Annotated in this window: 14 protein-coding genes; 8 read left to right on the top strand and 6 right to left on the bottom strand. The window is 61.0% G+C overall.

Annotated features, from left to right (window positions below; genetic code table 11):
• Positions 1-318: 318 nt before the first annotated feature.
• Positions 319-2,172 (top strand): polyurethanase, encoded by a 1,854-nt coding sequence (locus CXF97_RS20340; protein WP_101160502.1) that lies wholly within the window; start codon positions 319-321, stop codon positions 2,170-2,172.
• 115 nt (positions 2,173-2,287) lie between these two features.
• On the opposite strand, the gene CXF97_RS20335 is transcribed toward CXF97_RS20340, so the two are convergent.
• Entirely contained in the window at positions 2,288-2,512 is a 225-nt protein-coding gene (locus CXF97_RS20335) for a YgdI/YgdR family lipoprotein (RefSeq protein ID WP_016774830.1), read from the bottom strand.
• A 195-nt stretch (positions 2,513-2,707) separates the two neighbouring features.
• Here CXF97_RS20335 and CXF97_RS20330 point away from each other — a divergent pair, with 195 nt between their 5' ends.
• From CXF97_RS20330 to CXF97_RS20315, 4 genes are all read left to right on the top strand, one after another.
• Positions 2,708-4,360 (top strand): VRR-NUC domain-containing protein, encoded by a 1,653-nt coding sequence (locus CXF97_RS20330; RefSeq protein WP_101160375.1) that lies wholly within the window; start codon positions 2,708-2,710, stop codon positions 4,358-4,360.
• Positions 4,357-6,687, top strand: coding sequence for an ATP-dependent DNA helicase (locus tag CXF97_RS20325; RefSeq protein WP_101160372.1), 2,331 nt, complete (start codon positions 4,357-4,359; stop codon positions 6,685-6,687). Before CXF97_RS20330 ends, CXF97_RS20325 begins: the two co-directional genes overlap by 4 nt.
• Positions 6,680-8,599, top strand: coding sequence for a PAS domain-containing sensor histidine kinase (locus CXF97_RS20320; RefSeq protein ID WP_101160369.1), 1,920 nt, complete (start codon positions 6,680-6,682; stop codon positions 8,597-8,599). The genes CXF97_RS20325 and CXF97_RS20320 overlap by 8 nt, the downstream gene beginning before the upstream one ends.
• Before the next feature lie 79 nt (positions 8,600-8,678).
• Positions 8,679-9,212: a hypothetical protein gene (locus CXF97_RS20315; protein WP_101160366.1), complete on the top strand. Its 534-nt coding sequence runs from the start codon at positions 8,679-8,681 to the stop codon at positions 9,210-9,212.
• 80 nt (positions 9,213-9,292) lie between these two features.
• Here the strand turns inward: CXF97_RS20315 and CXF97_RS20310 are convergent, their stop codons facing one another.
• The 5 genes from CXF97_RS20310 to CXF97_RS20285 all read right to left on the bottom strand — a co-directional run bounded on the left by CXF97_RS20310 (position 9,293) and on the right by CXF97_RS20285 (position 14,088).
• Positions 9,293-9,586: a hypothetical protein gene (locus CXF97_RS20310; RefSeq protein ID WP_101160363.1), complete on the bottom strand. Its 294-nt coding sequence runs from the start codon at positions 9,584-9,586 to the stop codon at positions 9,293-9,295.
• Between the two features lie 184 nt (positions 9,587-9,770).
• Positions 9,771-11,114, bottom strand: a complete 1,344-nt coding sequence (locus tag CXF97_RS20305; RefSeq protein ID WP_101160360.1) for a sodium:proton antiporter — start codon at positions 11,112-11,114, stop codon at positions 9,771-9,773.
• Positions 11,115-11,156: 42 nt separating this feature from the next.
• Entirely contained in the window at positions 11,157-11,768 is a 612-nt protein-coding gene (locus CXF97_RS20300) for a Yip1 family protein (protein ID WP_101160358.1), read from the bottom strand.
• 87 nt (positions 11,769-11,855) lie between these two features.
• Positions 11,856-12,713 carry a glucose 1-dehydrogenase gene (locus CXF97_RS20295; protein WP_101160356.1) on the bottom strand — a complete coding sequence of 286 codons (858 nt, stop codon included), beginning with the start codon at positions 12,711-12,713 and terminating at the stop codon, positions 11,856-11,858.
• A gap of 220 nt (positions 12,714-12,933) precedes the next feature.
• The gene (locus CXF97_RS20285) at positions 12,934-14,088 is read right to left on the bottom strand and encodes a MalY/PatB family protein (RefSeq protein ID WP_101160354.1); all 1,155 of its coding nucleotides are present in this window, start codon (positions 14,086-14,088) and stop codon (positions 12,934-12,936) included.
• A 362-nt stretch (positions 14,089-14,450) separates the two neighbouring features.
• Between CXF97_RS20285 and fdnG the strand changes: the two genes are divergently transcribed.
• The 3 genes from fdnG to CXF97_RS20265 are packed head-to-tail and all read left to right on the top strand — an operon-like array spanning position 14,451 to position 19,114.
• Complete coding sequence (gene fdnG / locus CXF97_RS20275; protein ID WP_157830917.1) at positions 14,451-17,516, top strand: formate dehydrogenase-N subunit alpha; 3,066 nt, start codon at positions 14,451-14,453, stop codon at positions 17,514-17,516.
• Positions 17,517-18,452: a formate dehydrogenase subunit beta gene (gene fdxH / locus CXF97_RS20270; protein WP_101160348.1), complete on the top strand. Its 936-nt coding sequence runs from the start codon at positions 17,517-17,519 to the stop codon at positions 18,450-18,452.
• The gene (locus CXF97_RS20265; protein WP_101160346.1) at positions 18,449-19,114 is read left to right on the top strand and encodes a formate dehydrogenase subunit gamma; all 666 of its coding nucleotides are present in this window, start codon (positions 18,449-18,451) and stop codon (positions 19,112-19,114) included. Before fdxH ends, CXF97_RS20265 begins: the two co-directional genes overlap by 4 nt.

Below are 19,114 nucleotides of genomic sequence, written 5' to 3'. Positions count from 1 at the left end.
AGTTCTGAGCGTAACCGGCAGCGCGTCACGGGCTGCCGGTTTTTCAAGAATAAGGAGCACTGCACATGGGACTGTGCGAGTACAACAATCCAAATGTGCAGAAGATCCAAATGTGGGAGCGGGCTTGCTCGCGAAAGCGGTGTGTCAGTCGAGAAGGTGCCGTCTGACACTTCGCTTTCGCGAGCAAGCCCGCTCCCACAGGGCCGGCGTACACATGATATTTGAGGGTCATCACGAGATGTAATGAAATGCTCCGGAGCCTTGCGCTCTGGCTGTGAGCTATCTCTGACAATTCCAACAACAAGAGAGGCAATGGCAATGGGTGTATACGACTTCAAGAACTTCGGCACCGCCGATTCCATGGCGATGTTCAGCGATGCCATGGCAATCACGCTGTATTCCTATCACAACCTCGATAACGGCTTCGCTGCCGGTTACCAGCACAACGGCTTCGGCCTCGGCCTGCCGGGGACGCTGGTCACCGCGCTGATTGGCGGCACCGATTCGCAAGGGGTGATCCCCGGGATTCCGTGGAATCCCGACTCGGAAAAACTCGCCCTGGAAGCCGTGCAAAAGGCTGGCTGGACGCCGATCAGCGCCGCGCAATTGGGCTACGACGGTAAAACCGACGCACGCGGGACCTTCTTCGGCGAGAAGGCCGGCTACACCAGCGCGCAAGTGGAAGTCCTCGGCAAGTATGACGCTCAGGGCCACCTCACCGAACTGGGTATAGCCTTTCGCGGCACCAGTGGTCCGCGTGAAATCCTCATCGGCGATTCGATTGGCGACGTGATCAGTGACCTGCTTGCAGCCTTCGGCCCGGCCGATTACGCAAAAAACTACGTCGGCGAAGCCTTCGGCAATCTGCTCGACGATGTGGTCGCATTCGCCCGGTCCAATGGCCTCAGCGGCAACGACGTGCTGGTCAGCGGCCACAGCCTCGGCGGCCTGGCGGTAAACAGCATGGCCGACTTGAGCGGTGACAAGTGGGGTGGGTTCTTTGCTGACTCCAATTACATCGCCTACGCCTCGCCCACCCAGAGCAGTGGTGACAAGGTGCTGAATATCGGTTACGAAAACGACCCGGTGTTTCGTGCCCTCGACGGGTCTACTTTCAGCAGCGCTTCGGTAGGCGTGCACGACGCGCCGCATGCCTCGACCACCGATAACATCGTCAGCTTCAACGATCACTACGCCTCGAGCGCCTGGAACGTGCTGCCGTTTTCGATCCTGAATATTCCGACGTGGATTTCGCACCTGCCCACGGGCTATGGCGACGGCATGACCCGCGTGCTCGAGTCGAAGTTCTATGACCTGACCAGCCGCGACTCGACAATCATTGTCGCCAACCTCTCCGACCCGACGCGGACCAACACGTGGGTGCAGGCGCTCAACCGCAACGCCGAAACCCACAAGGGCAGCACCTTCATCATCGGCAGTGACGGCAACGACCTGATCCAGGGCGGCAGCGGCAATGACTACCTGGAGGGACGCGCCGGCAACGACAACTTCCGTGACAGCGGCGGCTACAACGTCATCCTTGGCGGGCAGGGCAGCAACACCCTCGACTTGCAGCAAACGGTGAAGAACTTTGATTTTGCCAACGACGGCGCCGGCAATCTGTACATCCGCGATGCCAACGGCGGGATCAGCATCACCCGCGACATCGGCAGCATCGTGACCAAAGAGCCGGGTTTTCTCTGGGGCGTATTCAAGGACGACGTGCTGCACAGCGTCACTGCGACGGGTTTGAACGTCGGCGGTAACCTGACCGCTTACGAATCGAGTGTTAAAGGCACGGCCGGTGCCGACACGCTCAAGGCGCATGCGGACGGCGATTGGCTGTTTGGCCTTGAGGGCAATGATCATTTGCTCGGCGGCGCGGGCAATGACGTGTTTGTCGGTGGCGCTGGCAACGACCTGCTGGAATCGGGCGGCGGGGCGGATACGTTTCTGTTCAGCGGCGCGTTCGGCCAGGACCGGGTGGTTGGCTATACGGCCGATGACAAACTGGTGTTTCTCGGCGTGCAGGGTGTGTTGCCGGGGGATGATTTGCGCGCCCATGCCTCAGCGGTCGGGCACGACACCGTGCTGACGTTTGGTGCCGATTCGGTGACCTTGGTCGGCGTGGCGCTGGGGAGTTTGAGCGCCGCCGGGGTCGTTATCGCCTGAGGTTGATGCGGGGCCTGTGCCGGCCCCTTCAAGCCTAAACATACAAGCGAGCCTGCTCGCGAACATCACACGGCATGATCATTCCCACGCTCCGCGTGGGAACGATCGGCGTGGATCAGTCTTCCTTGCGCACGGTCGCGACTTCATCAGCGCGAACCTTGACCTTGGCTCCGGAAATATCCTCGAACTCATAGAAACCATCTTCGGTCTCGGTCTTCGGCATGTCCTCGGTCAGGTACTGGGTGCCGTTCTGCAGCGTCACCACGGTCTGGGTCGAACAGCCGCCCAGCGCCAACAGGGCTGCAACCGCTACAGGAATACCCAGCATCTTGATTTTCATACCCACCTCTGACTCCTTGCTTGAATGTGATTGCGGGCATTGTCGGCCCTGTAACGCGGTTGGTGCCAGCCTCGGCGGAAAAGTTCGATGACGGCGCGAAAAAATGCCATTGATCTTTTTCCGTTTGCGCCGGGCAGGGTTGAGCTGCTATCTGTACGCATAACCAGTGTTCGCTTGCCGTGGCTTTGAATTCCCGTGACCTCCAACCCTCTCGACGATCCGTTCTATTACCTCAACAACTTCCAGCAAGTGCTTGATTGGCTTGGACTTCGCTATGCCGATCTGATGAGCGAGAGCGAGCATGGCTTCATTCGCGACTTCAATGCGCTGCCGCAAGCCTCGCAGGGACTGCTGGTACGCATGGTCATGCGCAAAGGCATTCATTTTCGCGCGAGCAAACTCAATTACCTGGAAATTGGCGACATCGCTGCGGCGGCGCAGCCGTTGCTCGATCAAGGCTGGCTCGACGAGCACGCCGCGCTGACACTGGCCGAGCTGTTCGATGTGCTGCTCAAGGCCGAACTGGTGCAAGCCTTTGGCGCCTTCATAACGCAGCCGAAAGGGCGCAAGGATGAATGGCTGCCCTTGCTCGCCGAGCAATTCACCGAGGCGCAAACCCTGCGCAACTGGGCGCCGCAACTGGCTGACCGGCTATTCAGCCTGACCCTGATGGATTTGTGTGATCGTCTGCGCCTGATGTTCTTCGGCAATCTCTATCAGGACTGGTCGGAGTTCGTGCTGGCCGACCTTGGCATCTTCACTTATGAAAAAGTCGAATTCTGCGCTGACTCCCGCGGCCTGCGCAGCCGCGAAGACGTCGATGCCTGCCTGTTCCTGCATCAGTGCCAGTTGCGCTTCGAGGCCGGTGAACCGCTGGAGGCGATCGCCGCACAGATCAACGCCGTGCAATTGGACAACCCGTGGCTGCGCCGCCGGCAAGCCAAGGCATTGTTCCAGATCGGCCAGTATGGCGAGCGCATCGGCGATTTCGCGCTGGCTCTGAGCGTTTATCGTGACTGTGCTTATCCGGGCGCGCGATTGCGCATGATCCGCGTGCTCGAACGCTGCGGCGAATATGCATTGGCGCTGGAACTCGGCACGCTGGCCGAACAGGCTCCGCAAAGCGCGGCCGAGCAGCAAGGCTTGCAGCGCATCGTCCCGCGGCTGCGGCGTAAACTCGGTGGCCCGCCGCTCAAGCGTGCCAAGGCCAGAGAGGTCGAGCGCCTCGACTTGCACCTGCCGCGCGCCGATCCGGCGCGGTCAGTGGAATATCACGTGCAAGCGCACCTGCATGCCGATGATGGCCCGGTGCATTACGTCGAGAACAGCCTGATCAATTCGCTGTTCGGCCTGTTGTGCTGGCCGGCGATCTTCGCGCCGTTGCCGGGTGCGTTCTTTCACCCGTTCCAGCGCGGCCCGGTCGATCTGCTCAGCGAAGACTTCCTCGAGCGCCGCGCCGAGCTGTTTCAGGCCTGCCTGGGCGAACTCGATGACGGCCGCTACGCCGAGACGATTCGCCAGCGCTTCGTCGACAAGTGGGGCATCCAGTCGCCGTTCGTGTTCTGGGGCGCGCTCAACGAAGACTTGCTGGAGCAGGCGCTGGCCTGTCTGCCCGCCCAACACCTGAAACACTGGTTCAACCGATTGCTGCTCGACATCAAGGCCAACCGCGCCGGCATGCCGGACCTGGTCCAGTTCTGGCCGCAGCACAAGACCTACCGGATGATCGAAGTCAAAGGCCCCGGCGACCGCTTGCAGGACAATCAATTGCGCTGGCTGGAGTTCTGCCATGAGCACCAGATGCCGGTGGCGGTGTGTTACGTGCAGTGGGTGGAGCAGAGCGCTTGAGTTACAGCGTTGCCGTGCGTGCACTGTGCGAGTTCACCGCCAAGACCGGCGACCTCGACCTGCGCTTCACCCCGTCACCGACCGCGCTGGAAGGCATCGTCGGCCATCGCACGGTGGCCTCGCGGCGCAGCGAGCAATACCAGAACGAAGTGGCGCTGCAAGGCGAGTTCGGTCAACTGCGGGTCAAGGGCAGGGCGGACGGCTACGACCCGACGCAAAACTGCCTGGAAGAAGTCAAAACCTATCGCGGCGACTTGAGCAAGCAGCCGGCTAATCATCGCCAGTTGCACTGGGCGCAGGCGAAGATCTATGGCTGGTTGATGTGCGAGAAACTGCAACTGGAGCAGATCAATCTGGCGCTGGTGTATTTCGACATCGTCAGCGAAAAGGAAACCTGCCTGGTCGAATCCCACAGTGCCGAGTCACTCCAGGCGTTTTTCACGCAGCAGTGCGGCGTGTTCCTGCAATGGGCCGAGCAGGAAATGGCCCACCGCGAGGCGCGCAATCTGGCTGCGCAGCGACTGGCGTTTCCGCATGCGGATTTTCGCCCGGGCCAGCGGCATCTGGCCGAATCAGTGTTCAAAGCCGTCAGCACCGGCCGCTGTCTGATGGCCCAGGCGCCAACCGGCATTGGCAAAACCCTCGGTACGCTGTTCCCAATGCTCAAGGCCTTGGCGCCGCAGCAACTGGACAAGGTGTTCTTTCTCACCGCCAAGACCCCGGGGCGCAAACTGGCGCTGGATGCCAGCCAGGTGTTGTTCAGGCAAGCGCCGGACTTGCCGCTGCGGGTGATGGAAATGGTTGCCCGCGACAAGGCCTGCGAACACCCGGACAAGGCCTGTCATGGCGAATCCTGTCCGCTGGCCCAGGGTTTTTACGATCGCTTGCCGGCCGCCCGCGAAGCCGCCAGCCTGATCAACCTTCTGGATCAGGCTGCGATGCGTGAGGTCGCCGCGCAACACAGTGTGTGTCCTTATTATCTGAGTCAGGAAATGGCTCGCTGGGCCGACGTGGTGGTTGCCGACTACAACTATTACTTCGACTTCAGCGCGCTGTTGTTCGGCCTGGCCCAGCTCAATCAGTGGAGAGTCGCGGTGCTCGCCGACGAGGCGCACAACCTCGTGGAGCGCGGCCGGCAGATGTACAGCGCCAGCCTTGATCAATTCACGCTCGCCAGCGTGCGCAAAACCGCACCCGCAGCGCTGAAGAGTTCCCTGCAACGGGTCAACCGCGAATGGAACGCGCTGCATGCGCCGCAACTGGCGGCATATCAGGCGTACGACAAGGCGCCGGACAAACTCCTGCAAGCCATATCGCTGTGTTGCGCGGCCATTGGCGATTACCTCAACGAGCATCCGCAAGGCCTCGACAGCGGTCTGCAGAGTTTCTATTTCGACCTGCTGCAATTTGCCCGGGTCGCCGAGCTGTACGACGAGCATTACCTGTTCGATATCAGCAAACGCGACCTCGACCGCAAGCGTCCACTGTCGCAACTGTGCCTGCGCAACGTGGTGCCGGCGGCGTTCATCGGCCCGCGCCTGACCGCGGCGCGCAGCAGTGTGCTGTTCTCGGCCACGCTCAGCCCGCGCAACTATTACGCCGACCTGCTGGGCACGCCCGCCGACACGGTGTGCATCGACGTCGAATCGCCGTTCAGCGCCGAGCAGTTGCAGGTGCGCATCGTCAGCCAGATCTCCACCCGCTTCAATCATCGCCAGGCTTCGCTGGGGCCCATTGTCGAGCTGATCGCCCGCCAGTTCAGCGAGCGCCCGGGCAACTATCTGGCGTTCTTCAGCAGTTTCGATTACCTGCAACAGGTCGCGACGTTATTGGCCGAACGCCACCCGCACATCACTCAATGGCTGCAGTCGCGGGGCATGGCCGAGGGGGCGCGGCAGGCGTTTCTCGAGCAGTTCAGCGCCGACAGCCAGGGCGTCGGCTTTGCGGTGCTGGGCGGCGCGTTTGGGGAGGGCATCGATTTGCCCGGCGCACGGCTGATCGGTGCCTTCATTGCCACGCTGGGGCTGGCACAGCTCAACCCGGTCAACGAGCAGATGAAGCGGCGCATGGCGGCGATTTTTGGTGCCGGCTACGATTACACTTATCTGTACCCGGGGATGCAAAAAGTCGTACAGGCCGCCGGCCGGGTGATCCGTACCCGCGAGGATCGTGGCACGGTGATGCTGATCGACGACCGCTTTGCCGAAAGCCGCATCCAGCAGCTGCTGCCGCGCTGGTGGGCGATCAAAAGCGCGCCGGCACTTTTCAAATCGGCGGATTCACGCATACTTCAGCCCATGACAGTGGCTGGTGAGTGTGATGAGTGAAAACAACAGAACCGCAGCGATCGAAGACAGCCGTTTCCGGCTGCTGATCGATGCGGTTGTCGACTACGCGATCTACATGATCGACCCCGACGGTACCATCACCAGCTGGAACTCCGGCGCCAAGCGTTTCAAAGGTTATGAAGAAGCGGAAATCATCGGCGAGCACTTTTCCCGCTTCTATACCCCTGAAGACCGCGCCAACGGCATGCCGCAACGGGCGCTCGACACAGCGATCCGCGAAGGGCGCTTCGAAGGTGAGGGATGGCGGGTACGCAAGGACGGCACGCATTTCTGGTCGCACGTAGTGATCGACCCGATCATGGACCCCGACGGCAATCTGCTCGGTTTCGCCAAGATTACCCGCGACCTCACCGACCGCAAGATGGCCGAGGAAACCCTCAAGCAAAGCGAACAGCAGTTCCGCCTGCTGGTGCAGGGCGTCACCGACTACGCCATTTACATGCTCAGCCCCGAGGGCTGCGTCAGCAACTGGAACCAGGGCGCCCAGCGCATCAAGGGTTACTTGCCGGAAGAAATCATCGGCCAGCATTTTTCGATTTTCTATACCCCCGAAGACCGCGAACTTGGCGAGCCGCAGCGTTCGCTGGCGATTGCCATCCGCGAAGGCCGGTTCGAGAACCGCAGCTGGCGGATGCGCAAGGACGGCACGCGCTTTCTGGCGCACGTGGTGGTCGATGCGATTCGCGGTGACACCGGCACGCTGCTCGGCTTTGCCAAGATCACCCGCGACGTGACCGAGGCGTACGAGGCGCAGCAAGCCCTGGAAAAAACCCGTGAGGCGTTGTTCCAGGCGCAGAAGATGCAGGCAATCGGTCAGCTAAGCGGCGGCGTTGCCCATGATTTCAACAACCTGCTGACAGTGATCCTCGGCAATCTCGAAATCGTGCAGAAGCGCATTGGCGACGCGCCGAAAATCGCCCGTCTACTGGAAAACGCCACCCAAGGCGCTTTGCGCGGTGTTTCGCTGACCCAGCGCATGCTGGCCTTCGCCCGGCGTCAGGAACTGAAAACCGAATCGGTGGACATCCCGCAACTGGTGCAAGGCATCACTGGGCTGCTGCGCAGTTCGCTGGGGCCGGGGATTCGCATCGAAACGCGCTTTCCCGAAGATCTGCAGCCAGTGCTGGCCGACAGCAATCAGCTGGAACTGGCAATCCTCAATCTGGCCACCAATGCCCGCGACGCCATGCCCGAGGGCGGCACGGTGATTATTCAGGCGCAAGCCGAAGTGGTTCTGGAACTTAGCCATTCGACATTGCCGGCGGGGCGTTACGTGTGCCTGAGCCTGAGCGACACCGGCGAAGGCATGGACGAAGCCACGCTGGCCTGCGCCCGCGATCCGTTCTTTACCACCAAGGGCCTGGGCAAAGGCACCGGACTGGGCTTGTCAATGGTGCATGGCTATATTGAGCAGTTGGGCGGGCGCTTTATTCTCAAGAGCGAGAAGGGCCACGGCACAGCGGCGCAGCTGTGGATTCCGGTGGCGCTTGAGCGAGCGGTCAGTCGCCCGATGTACAGCAACGCGGCGCCAATTAAAGTGCCCAGGCTCAGTGTGCTGGTGGTCGATGACGATTCGCTGGTGCTGACCAGCACCAGTCTGCTGCTCGAAGACCTCGGCCATCGTGTCATCGGTGCGACTTCCGGCGCCAAGGCGCTGGCACTGTTCGATCAGGGCGAAGTGATCGATCTGGTGATCACCGACATGGCCATGCCGCACATGAGCGGCGCGCAACTGGCCCATGCCATACGCCTGCTCAAGCCGGATCTGCCGATCATCCTCGCGACCGGTTACGCCGAACGCCTTGAAGGCTTCGCCGCCGAACTGCCGCGCCTGCCGAAACCGTTCACCCAGTTGAATCTGGCGCAGATCATCGCCCAGTCGATGACGTGACGCGCTGGTCGATCCGGCTGAACTAGTCTGGGTGCGTGCCTTTCCAAAATGTCTTGATCATTTTTGGAGGGCACGTCTCTTGCCTCGCATATTGACCCAGCCAAGCGCTGCTGAAGAAGCCTTGGCCGAACACGACGCCAAGATGTTTGGCTCACCCAAGGAACGGCTGGACTTCTATCGCCGGGAGATCCAGTACGAAACCAGCATCCTCGCCAACCGCACCGACGCCTATCTGGCGGCGCAGTCGTTTCTGGTGATCGCTTTCGCCTCGTGCATGGCCAACCTCAACCCCGAATGGGGCAAGATGTTCACCCTAGTCGTGCCGCCGTTTCTGGCGCTGCTTGGCGTGCTCAGTTCACTGAACGCCTGGCCAGGGATTCGTGCGGCCTACGACATCATCGACCACTGGCACTTCAAACAGAGCCAGTTGCTGCACAGTGAGCCGGTGATGGGTGCGGCGTATGACGAATCACCGCTGTTCAGCGAAATGGAATCGAGCCACAAGGGTTATCGCAAGTCGCTGCTGTTTTCGGTGCGCACGCCTTGGATCTTCGCCACGTTCTGGGTGATGTTGGGGGTTTATTCGGTGTTTATACAGGTGACCAATCCGTAAAGAGATTGGTCGGCGGGGGAAAGTCTTGCAATTCAATCAGTTTCCCCCTCACTGGCCAGAGTGAGGGGGCTGGTAACCTGCTATGCGGTTTCAAGCTCGCGCCGCGAACTCACAGCATTCTGCACTGCCGCCGGAATCGGCGGAAAATCCTCATTCAGCACACACAGATGATCAATCGCATCTTCAAATTTCGCATCGGCTTTCTTGCGCAGTGCCCGGTATTGCTCAAAGCGTTCGAAGTCGGTAGGCGTCTGTTCCAGCAGCGCGTTGGCCGCTCGGTTCAGTTCGTGGGCTTCTTCGAACAGTTGACGATTGCGTTCCAGAGCCAGTGCTCTGCAAGCCTTGATTTGCGCAGGAGTCGAGCATTCGTTCATGACCGTAACCTTGTTTGTGTCGGGGTTCCGTTTAATAGGCTGTTCACCGCAGGGGAACCGAACCTGCCGGGCCGCGCTGGATGATTGGCGCGGTTAAAGTTGTGACCCTTGAGTCGCACCCGCCGATCCATTTTTTTTCAGAAAAATCTTCGATGATTTCAAGCGAGGCGTTGCGGTTGATGAATCAGCTTTTTCGTTCCTTCAAGCTTTCATAGCGTGCCAGCATCGGCTGGGTGCTGATGCCATGCAGCAGAATGCTCAGCGCTACCACGGAAAGGGTGAGGTCGGTGCAGACCTTGGCCACGTCGGAATCCAGGCCATGGTTCAGCGCGAAGAACAGATAAAACAGGCTGCCGATGCCACGAATGCCGAACCAGCCGATCAATAAACGCTGCGGCCCGCTGAGCAGATTGCCCCAGGGCATCAACGCAACGCTCAGCGGCCGGATCAGACAAAACAGCACCGCGCTGATCCACAGCGCCCGCCAATCCCAGTGGGCAATCAGGACGACGCCGAGCAGGGTCACCAGAAACACTTCCATCGCCCGCTCGACCAGACTGCCAAAAGCCAGCATGTCTCCCATCATGATGCCCGCCGCGACCTGGCTGTCTTCCAGCCGCTCGGTGTCGCCATGCACAGCGTTTTCGGGTTCGACGTTCTGATGGCCCACCACCGGCTGCACCAGATGCTCGGCAGGCGCTTGGGTGATCCCGGTGGACTTCACTTCCTCCTGACGCAGACCGAGGCCGGCGGCAAACACCGCGAGGAAGCCGTAGCCGCCGATGGCATCGGCCACCACGTAGGAAAGCGCGATCAGTGCGAGGGTCAGGTAATCGTTGGGGCCCAGGGTGCTGTCTTCGTTGTGAATGCGCAGCGACAAGGCGATGCGGCCGATGCCACGGCCCATTGCGTAACCGACCAACAGACCTGCCGGCACTGCCCAGAGCAAATCGTTTAAAAACCACTGTTGCAACTCCCTGAAACTGCCGTCGGTGTGCAGCAGCAATAAGCCGAGAAATACAAAGGGGAAGGCCACACCGTCGTTGAGCCCGGCTTCACCGGAGAGGCCGAAGCGCACGCTGTCGACGTCCTGCGCATCATTGACCTGCACCAGCGCCGCCAGCACCGGATCGGTTGGCGCCAGCATCGCGCCGATCAGCAGCGAAGGCCCCCACGCCAATTGCAGGCCCCAATGCAGCAGCAGACATACGCCGATGATGCTCAGGATCATCACCGGCCCCGCCAGACCAAAGGCGATGCGCCAGGTCTTGTTGCCCAGCGGCAAGCGCAGCTTCAGGCCACAGACAAACAAGGAAAAAAGCACCGCCACTTCCGTCAGGTGCTCCATCCACAACGACGATTCTTCCAGTGACAATTTCAACAAATCGAGGCCACTGGGTCCGATGGCAATGCCCAACAGCAGGCATACCGCTGAAGTGGTCACCGGCATCCAGCGCAGCCACGAGGACGTCAGGGCCAACGTCAGCAACACGGCGCCGAGCACCGCAACCCACACGCCGAAACTCATGAGCGCTCACTGCAGTGAATGTTCAAGAACAGTCGCATCGGGTCAGCTCACGGTCGTACGAAGGTACTCGGGGATGAGCACGTTGAACCACAGCAGAATCATCGAGACGAGCATGGTCACCAGCACCAGCAAACCAACGCCCCATACGCACGCCGAATACAGCAGGCCTTGCTCCTTGCGTTCATGCATGAAAGTCGGCAGGCCGACGAACAGCAGGAATGTCGAATAGATTGACGCCGCGCCGAGCACTAGAATCGCCAGCCAGCGGCTCGGGTACAACCCGGCAATCCCGGCAATGAAGAACGGGGTCACCGTGTAAGCGGCAAAACCGATGCATTGATTCAGCGTCGGCCGCGCATCGAATGAACGCGACATCCAGCGAACGAAACCGCCCATGACCGCAACACCCGCGACAATCGTCACGTACAGCAGCACGCTCAACTGCAGCGCGCTGGCGGTGCTCAAACGCACGTTTTCACCCACCGCGAGGCTCCAGCCGACGTAGGCGGTGCCGATGAACAGGCACACGGCGGGAATCAGCGCGAGCAGCAGCAAATGGGCGAGGTAGTGGCGGGGATGGGTTTCTTCCTCGCGGCGGATATCGGTCCAGGCGAAGTTGGGTTGGGTGAAGAGTCTGACGAGGGGGGCGGACATGACAACCTCCTGTTCCTGTTGGCCCGTAGGCGCTTACTGGTATGGAGGGATGCCATGCCGCTGGGGTTCAGTTTTTCTGCTGCACGGTTACAGCATCGGTTTGCCGCCGGTCACGCCGTAGCGCTGACCGGTGATGTAGCTGGCTTCGTCGGAGGCCAGCAGCACGTAAATCGGCGCCACTTCCACCGGTTGGCCAGGACGGCCGAGCGGGGTGCTGCCGCCGAAGTTCTGCACTTCTTCGTCGGGCATGGTCGAGACGATCAGCGGCGTCCAGATTGGGCCGGGTGCGACGCTGTTGACGCGAATTTCCTTCGGCCCGAGCATCTGCGCCAGACCACCGGTGAAGTTGGCGATCGCACCTTTGGTGGTGGCGTAGGCCAGCAGGGTCGGTTTGGGCATGTCCGAGTTGACCGAACTGGTGTTGATGATCGAGGAGCCGGGCCCCATGTGCTTGATCGCCGCCTGACAGATCCTGAACATGGCGGTGATGTTGACGTCGAACGTCATCACCCATTCGTCGTCGGGGATTTCTTCGAAGTTTTCGTGGGTCATCTGGAACGCGGCGTTGTTGACCAGCACATCAATGCGGCCAAAGCGCTCGACGGTCTTGTCAACCAGCGCCTGGCACTGCGCTTTTTCGGCGATATCGCCCGGCAGCAGCAGGCACTGACGCCCGGCCTGCTCGACCCAACGCGCGGTTTCCTTGGCGTCTTCGTGTTCGTTCAGGTAAGCAACGGCAACGTCGGCGCCTTCACGGGCGAAGGCAATTGCGACGGCGCGACCAATGCCGCTGTCAGCGCCAGTGATCAGCGCAATCTTGCCGGCGAGGCGGCCGGACCCGACGTAGCTTTGCTCGCCGCAGTCTGGGTACGGTTCCATTTTGCGTTGCGAGCCAGGCACCGGTTGGGCTTGTTTCGGGAAGGGTGGTTTTGGATAGTCAGTCATCGCAGGGTCTCCTGATTTCAAGGCCAGTGTTCCGGGTTGACCCGGTGGCTTCGCCGTGAGTTCGATCGGATTTGCGATGGATTTTTCAGAAAATGCTCACACCCAATGTGGGCGCGGGCTTGCTCGCGAAGGCGGTCTGTCATTCAACGATGATGTTGACTGGAATACCGCATTCGCGAGCAAGCCCGCTGCCACATGACCTGATTGTGCCAGTGGGATGTCAGCTGTTGCGTTTAGCCAAAGCCCGCTCCATCCGCGCAATGCCTTCTTCGAGCAGCGCCCGCGGGCAACCGAAGTTCAATCGCACAAACTGCTGATGCCGGTCGCCAAAATCCAGCCCGGCACTCAGGCCGACCTTGCCCTGCTCAAGGAAGAACCGCTGCGGATCGGGCAGGTCCAGCGCCGTGCAATCGAGCCACGCCAGATAAGTGCCCTGCGGCACGTTAATGCTCACGCCCGGCAGGCGCGTGCGCACGGCATCCACCAGCCAGTCGCGGTTGGCCTGCAGGTAGGTTTTCAGTTCGGCGAGCCACGGGCCGGCTTCGCTGTAGGCGACGCGAGTGGCTTCCATGCCCAGCGGATTGACGCTGTCGACCATGCCGCAGCGGGCGTGGTTGACGCGTTCGCGCAGGGCGGCGTCCTGAATGATCATGAATGAGGTCTTGAGACCGGCGATGTTGTAGGCCTTGCTCGCCGACATCAGCGTGATCGTACGTTTGGAAATCTCGGGGCTCAGCGATGCGGTGGGAATGTGCACGCGGCCGTCGAAGCACAGTTCGGCGTGGATTTCGTCGGAGATGATCCACGCGTCCTGCGCTGCGCAGATATCCGCCACTGCCTGCAATTCTTCGCGATCGAAGACCTTGCCGATCGGGTTGTGCGGATTGCTCAACAGCAGGGCGCCGCCGCCTTTCAGCGACTCGCGCAGTGCGTCCAGTGGCGTGGCGTAGGTGCCATCGGCCTGGGCGTTGAATTCCAGTTCGACCTTGTTCAGGCCCCAATGCCCCGGCGCATGACGCAGTGGCGGGTAGTTCGGCACTTGCACGACGACATTCTGCTGCGCCTGGACCAAAGCCTTGAGGGCCATGTTGAAGCCCGACTCCACGCCCGGCAGGAAAATCAGCTCCCGCGGCTGGACACGCCACGCGTATTTGTTCCACAGGTCGGCGACGATGGCTTCGCGCAGGTTGTCCTGCGCCACGCTGTAACCGAGCAGTGGATGCAGCAGGCGCTGCTGCAAGGCTTCGACGATGACCGGTGGCGCGGCAAAATCCATGTCAGCGACCCACATCGGCAACACATCGGCCGGGTAGCGGCTCCACTTGGTGCTGCCAGTCTGGTGGCGGTCGAACAACTGATCAAAATCGAAAGTCATGCGCGGTCTCGTCAAGGCAGGATTGGTACTGGGCGCCATGATAAGCCTATGGCCCAAGTGGAGCACTCAAATCCTGTGGGAGGGACCTTGCCCCAAATGCGGGGTTGGCCTGCATATGCGTTGACTGACTCAATGCCTTCGCGAGCAAGCCCGCTCCCACAGGGATTTCGGGCGCGCACCGTCTGATCCCTGAGCCAGCACAGGTTTACCGATGCATGACCGATTGCCGCCGACGGTCGGTTTTCACACAGTCCGCAAGGTCTTTGTCTACAGTGAAAAAGCCAGCGCCGTCGCGCTGCAACCGTGATTGTCCAGATAAAGCCCGGCACAAGTACCGGGTTCCACCTGATCAGGAGTGCACGATGGATCTCAGCCGTCGTCAGTTCTTCAAGGTCGCAGGTCTAGGCCTTGCAGGCTCAAGCCTGGGCGCGTTGGGCATGGCCCCGACGGCGGCCTTCGCCGAGCAGGTGCGCCACTTCAAGCTCGCCCACACCCGTGAAACCCGCAACACCTGCCCGTATTGCTCGGTCGGTTGCGGTTTGATCATGTACAGCCAGGGCGATGCCGGCAAGAACGTGGCGCAAAACATCATTCATATCGAAGGCGACGCCGACCACCCGGTCAATCGCGGCACGCTGTGCCCGAAAGGCGCGGGCCTGCTCGACTTCATTCACAGCCCCGGCCGTTTGCAGTACCCACAGGTGCGCAAGCCCGGCAGCAATGAATGGACGCGCATCGGCTGGGACGAAGCCCTTGATCGCATCGCCGACCTGATGAAGGCCGACCGCGACGCCAACTTCATCGAGAAAAATGCCAACGGGCAAACGGTGAATCGCTGGCTGACCACCGGTTTCCTCGCGGCATCGGCGGCATCCAACGAAGCCGGCTACATCACCCAGAAAGTGATTCGCAGCCTCGGCCTGCTGGGGTTCGATAACCAGGCGCGTGTCTGACACGGCCCGACGGTGGCAAGTCTTGCCCCGACGTACGGCCGTGGTGCCATGACCAATACCTGGACCGATATCGCTAACGCGAATCTGATCCTGGTAATGGGCGGCAACGCAGCAGAAGCGCATCCGTGCGGCTTCAAATGGGTGACCGAGGCCAAGGCGCACAACGCGGCGCGGCTGATCGTGGTGGATCCGCGTTTTACCCGGACCGCCTCGGTGGCCGACTATTACGCGCCGATCCGCACCGGCACCGACATCGCCTTCATGGGCGGTTTGATCAATTACCTGCTGACCGAGGACAAGATCCAGCACGAATACGTGCGCAATTACACCGATGTGTCGTTCATCGTCAAAGCCGGCTATGGCTTCGAAGACGGCCTGTTCAGCGGTTATGACGCGCAGAAACGCAGCTACACCGACAAGTCCGGCTGGGGCTACGAATTTGCCGAGGACGGTTTCGTGCGGGTCGACCCGACCCTGCAAGACCCGCGCTGCGTCTATCAGTTGATGAAGCAGCATTACAGCCGCTACAACATCGACCTGGCCAGCCAGATCTGCGGCATGCCGGTCGACGCGATGCAGAAAATCTGGGAAGAAATCGCTACCTGCTCTACACCGGGCAAGACCATGACGATTCTCTATGCCCTCGGCTGGACGCAACACTCGATCGGTGCGCAGATCATCCGCAGCGCGGCGATGGTGCAATTGCTGCTGGGCAACGTCGGCATGCCCGGCGGCGGAGTCAACGCCTTGCGCGGGCACTCGAACATCCAGGGCCTGACCGACCTCGGTCTGCTGTCCAATGCCTTGCCTGGCTACCTCACGCTGCCCAGCGACAGCGAGCAGGATTACGGCCAGTTCATCTACAAGCGCACGCAGGTGCCGCTAAGGCCGGGGCAGCTGTCGTACTGGCAGAACTACAGCAAATTCCACGTCAGCCTGATGAAATCCTGGTACGGCGCCAACGCCACCGCCGACAACAACTGGCTGTTCGACCATTTGCCGAAGCTCGACATTCCCAACTACGACGTGCTGAAAATGTTCGACCTGATGAGCCAGGGCAAGGTCAACGGCTACTTCTGCCAAGGCTTCAATCCGATCGCCGCATTGCCGGACAAGAACCGCGTGATGGGCGCTTTGGCCAAGCTCAAGTGGCTGGTGGTCATGGATCCGCTCGCTACGGAAACCTCGGAGTTCTGGCAAAACGTCGGGCCCTACAACGACGTGAAAACCGCCGAAATCCAGACCGAAGTCATCCGTCTGCCCACTACGTGTTTTGCCGAAGAGGACGGCTCGCTGGTCAACAGCAGCCGCTGGCTGCAATGGCACTGGAAGGGCGCCGACGGCCCGGGCGAGGCGCAGACTGACATTCGCATCATGAGCGAATTGTTCCTGCGCTTGCGCCAGCGCTATCAAACCGAAGGCGGCAAGTTTCCTGACCCACTGCTGAAACTGTCGTGGCCGTACAAGATCCCTGACGAGCCTTCGCCGGAGGAACTGGCGCGGGAAATCAACGGCACCGCCGTCAGCGATTTCACCGACGCCAGTGGCGTCACGGTCAAGGCGGGCACTCAGCTGGCCGGCTTCGGGTTGCTCAAGGATGACGGCAGCACCGCGTCCGGTTGCTGGATTTTCGCTGGCAGCTGGACCGAGGCCGGTAACCAGATGGCCCGGCGCGATAACGCCGACCCGTTCGGCATGCATCAGCATCAGGGCTGGGCATGGGCGTGGCCGGCCAATCGGCGGATTCTCTACAACCGCGCCTCGTCGGACCCGGCGGGCAAACCGTGGGATGCGAAAAAGCGTCTGGTGTGGTGGAACGGCAAGACCTGGACCGGCACCGATGTGCCGGATTACAAGGCCGACGTGCCGCCGGAAGCCGGGATGAATCCGTTCATCATGAACCCCGAAGGCGTGGCGCGGCTCTTCGCCGTCGACAAGATGAACGAAGGGCCATTCCCCGAGCACTACGAGCCGTTCGAAACGCCGATCGGCATCAACCCGTTGCACCCGCAGAACAAGCAAGCCACCAGCAACCCGGCGGCGCGGATCTTCGATTCGGTCTGGGAAACCCTCGGCGAAGCCAAGGACTTCCCGTACGCCGGCACCAGCTATCGGCTCACCGAGCATTTCCACTTCTGGAGCAAGCACTGCAAGTTGAACGCGATTGCCCAACCCGAGCAGTTCGTCGAAATCGGCGAAGTGCTGGCGAACGAGAAGGGCATCGCTGCCGGTGATCGCGTGCGCGTCAGTTGCAAGCGCGGCTTCATCGAAGCGGTGGCGGTAGTGACCAAACGCATCCGGCCGCTGCAGGTCAACGGCCAGGTCGTGCATCAGATCGGCATCCCGTTGCACTGGGGTTTTACCGGCCTGACGCGTCACGGTTACCTGACCAACACCCTGGTGCCGTTCCTCGGCGATGGCAACACCCAGACCCCGGAATCCAAGTCATTCCTGGTCAACGTGGAGAAACTGTAAATGGCCAGCCAAGACATCATTGCCCGCTCGGCCACCACCACGGTGCCGCCGTCGGTGAGGACTCAGCAAGGCGTCGCCAAGCTGATCGACACCACCAAATGTATCGGCTGCAAGGCCTGCCAGGTCGCCTGCTCGGAATGGAACGAGCTGCGCGACGAGGTCGGCCACAACCACGGCACCTACGACAATCCGCAGGACCTGACGGCGGATTCGTGGACGCTGATGCGCTTCACCGAGCATGAAACCGACGCCGGCAACCTTGAATGGCTGATCCGCAAGGACGGCTGCATGCACTGCGCCGAGCCCGGTTGTCTGGCCGCGTGCCCGAGCCCCGGGGCGATCATTCAGCACGCCAACGGCATCGTCGATTTCGATCAGGACCACTGCATTGGTTGTGGCTATTGCATCACCGGTTGCCCGTTCAACATTCCGCGCATCTCGCAAAAGGATCACAAAGCCTACAAATGCACACTGTGTTCCGATCGCGTCGCGGTGGGGCTGGAGCCGGCCTGCGTGAAAACCTGCCCGACCGGCGCCATCGTTTTCGGCACCAAGGAAGACATGAAAGAGCACGCCGCCGAACGCATCGTCGATCTGAAAAGCCGTGGCTTTGACAACGCCGGCCTGTATGACCCGCAAGGCGTCGGTGGCACCCACGTCATGTACGTCTTGCACCACGCCGACACGCCGAAACTGTATGCCGGTTTGCCCGATCACCCGGCGATCAGTCCGCTGGCGGATTTGTGGAAAGGCGTCAGCAAACCCTTGGCGCTGCTGGCGATGGGCGCGGCGGTGATTGCCGGGTTCTTCCACTATGTGCGCGTCGGGCCGAATCGTGTCGAAGAAGATGAACAGCCGACGGCGCCCGACACTTCGGTGCACGTTGTCGACCCGGCGGTGCACACCTTCGATCCACGCGGGGAGGAGCGGCCATGAGTCACAAGACAATCCTGCGTTACAGCGCCAACCAGCGCACCAATCACTGGCTGGTGGCGATCCTGTTTTTCATGGCCGGGCTGTCGGGGCTGGCGTTGTTTCATCCGTCGCTGTTCTGGCTGAGTCACCTGTTCGGCGGCGGTACCTGGACGCGGATCCTGCACCCGTACATGGGCATCGCCATGTTCGTGCTGTTCCTCGGGCTGGTGTTCAGCTTCTGGCGCACCAATTTCTTCATCGCCAACGACCGCCAATGGCTGCGGCGGATCAATCGGGTCATGGTCAACGACGAAGAAAGCGTGCCGCCGGTGGGTAAGTACAACGCCGGGCAAAAGCTGCTGTTCTGGACTTTACTGCTGTGCATGCTCGGGTTGCTGTTCACCGGGCTGGTGATCTGGCGTGCGTGGTTCAGCGCGTATTTCGGCATCACCGCGATCCGCTGGGCCATGCTCCTGCATGCCTTGGCCGGGTTCGTGCTGGTGCTGAGCATCATCGTGCACATCTACGCTGGTTTGTGGATCAAGGGTTCGGTCGACGCCATGTTGCATGGCTGGGTCAGCCGGCCGTGGGCGAAAAAACACCATGAACTGTGGTACCGCGAGGTGACCCGCGACGAACAGCCTCGGGACCTGTCCGAGCGACCGCTGACGAAAAAGGGCTGA

Origin of the sequence: Pseudomonas sp. Choline-02u-1 (assembly GCF_002836515.1) — a bacterium.
Lineage (GTDB): Bacteria > Pseudomonadota > Gammaproteobacteria > Pseudomonadales > Pseudomonadaceae > Aquipseudomonas.
Note: the sequence above shows the minus strand (reverse complement) of the source record. Positions and strands in the feature narration are given on the sequence as shown.

Bases quoted from the DNA above. Each gene is read 5' to 3' on its own strand.
- CXF97_RS20340 (WP_101160502.1), top strand. From the start codon at position 319: ATGGGTGTATACGACTTCAAGAACTTCGGCACCGCCGATTCCATGGCG.
- CXF97_RS20335 (WP_016774830.1), bottom strand. From the start codon at position 2,512: ATGAAAATCAAGATGCTGGGTATTCCTGTAGCGGTTGCAGCCCTGTTG.
- CXF97_RS20320 (WP_101160369.1), top strand. From the start codon at position 6,680: ATGAGTGAAAACAACAGAACCGCAGCGATCGAAGACAGCCGTTTCCGG.
- CXF97_RS20310 (WP_101160363.1), bottom strand. From the start codon at position 9,586: ATGAACGAATGCTCGACTCCTGCGCAAATCAAGGCTTGCAGAGCACTG.
- CXF97_RS20305 (WP_101160360.1), bottom strand. From the start codon at position 11,114: ATGAGTTTCGGCGTGTGGGTTGCGGTGCTCGGCGCCGTGTTGCTGACG.
- CXF97_RS20300 (WP_101160358.1), bottom strand. From the start codon at position 11,768: ATGTCCGCCCCCCTCGTCAGACTCTTCACCCAACCCAACTTCGCCTGG.
- CXF97_RS20295 (WP_101160356.1), bottom strand. From the start codon at position 12,713: ATGACTGACTATCCAAAACCACCCTTCCCGAAACAAGCCCAACCGGTG.
- CXF97_RS20285 (WP_101160354.1), bottom strand. From the start codon at position 14,088: ATGACTTTCGATTTTGATCAGTTGTTCGACCGCCACCAGACTGGCAGC.
- fdxH (WP_101160348.1), top strand. From the start codon at position 17,517: ATGGCCAGCCAAGACATCATTGCCCGCTCGGCCACCACCACGGTGCCG.
- CXF97_RS20265 (WP_101160346.1), top strand. From the start codon at position 18,449: ATGAGTCACAAGACAATCCTGCGTTACAGCGCCAACCAGCGCACCAAT.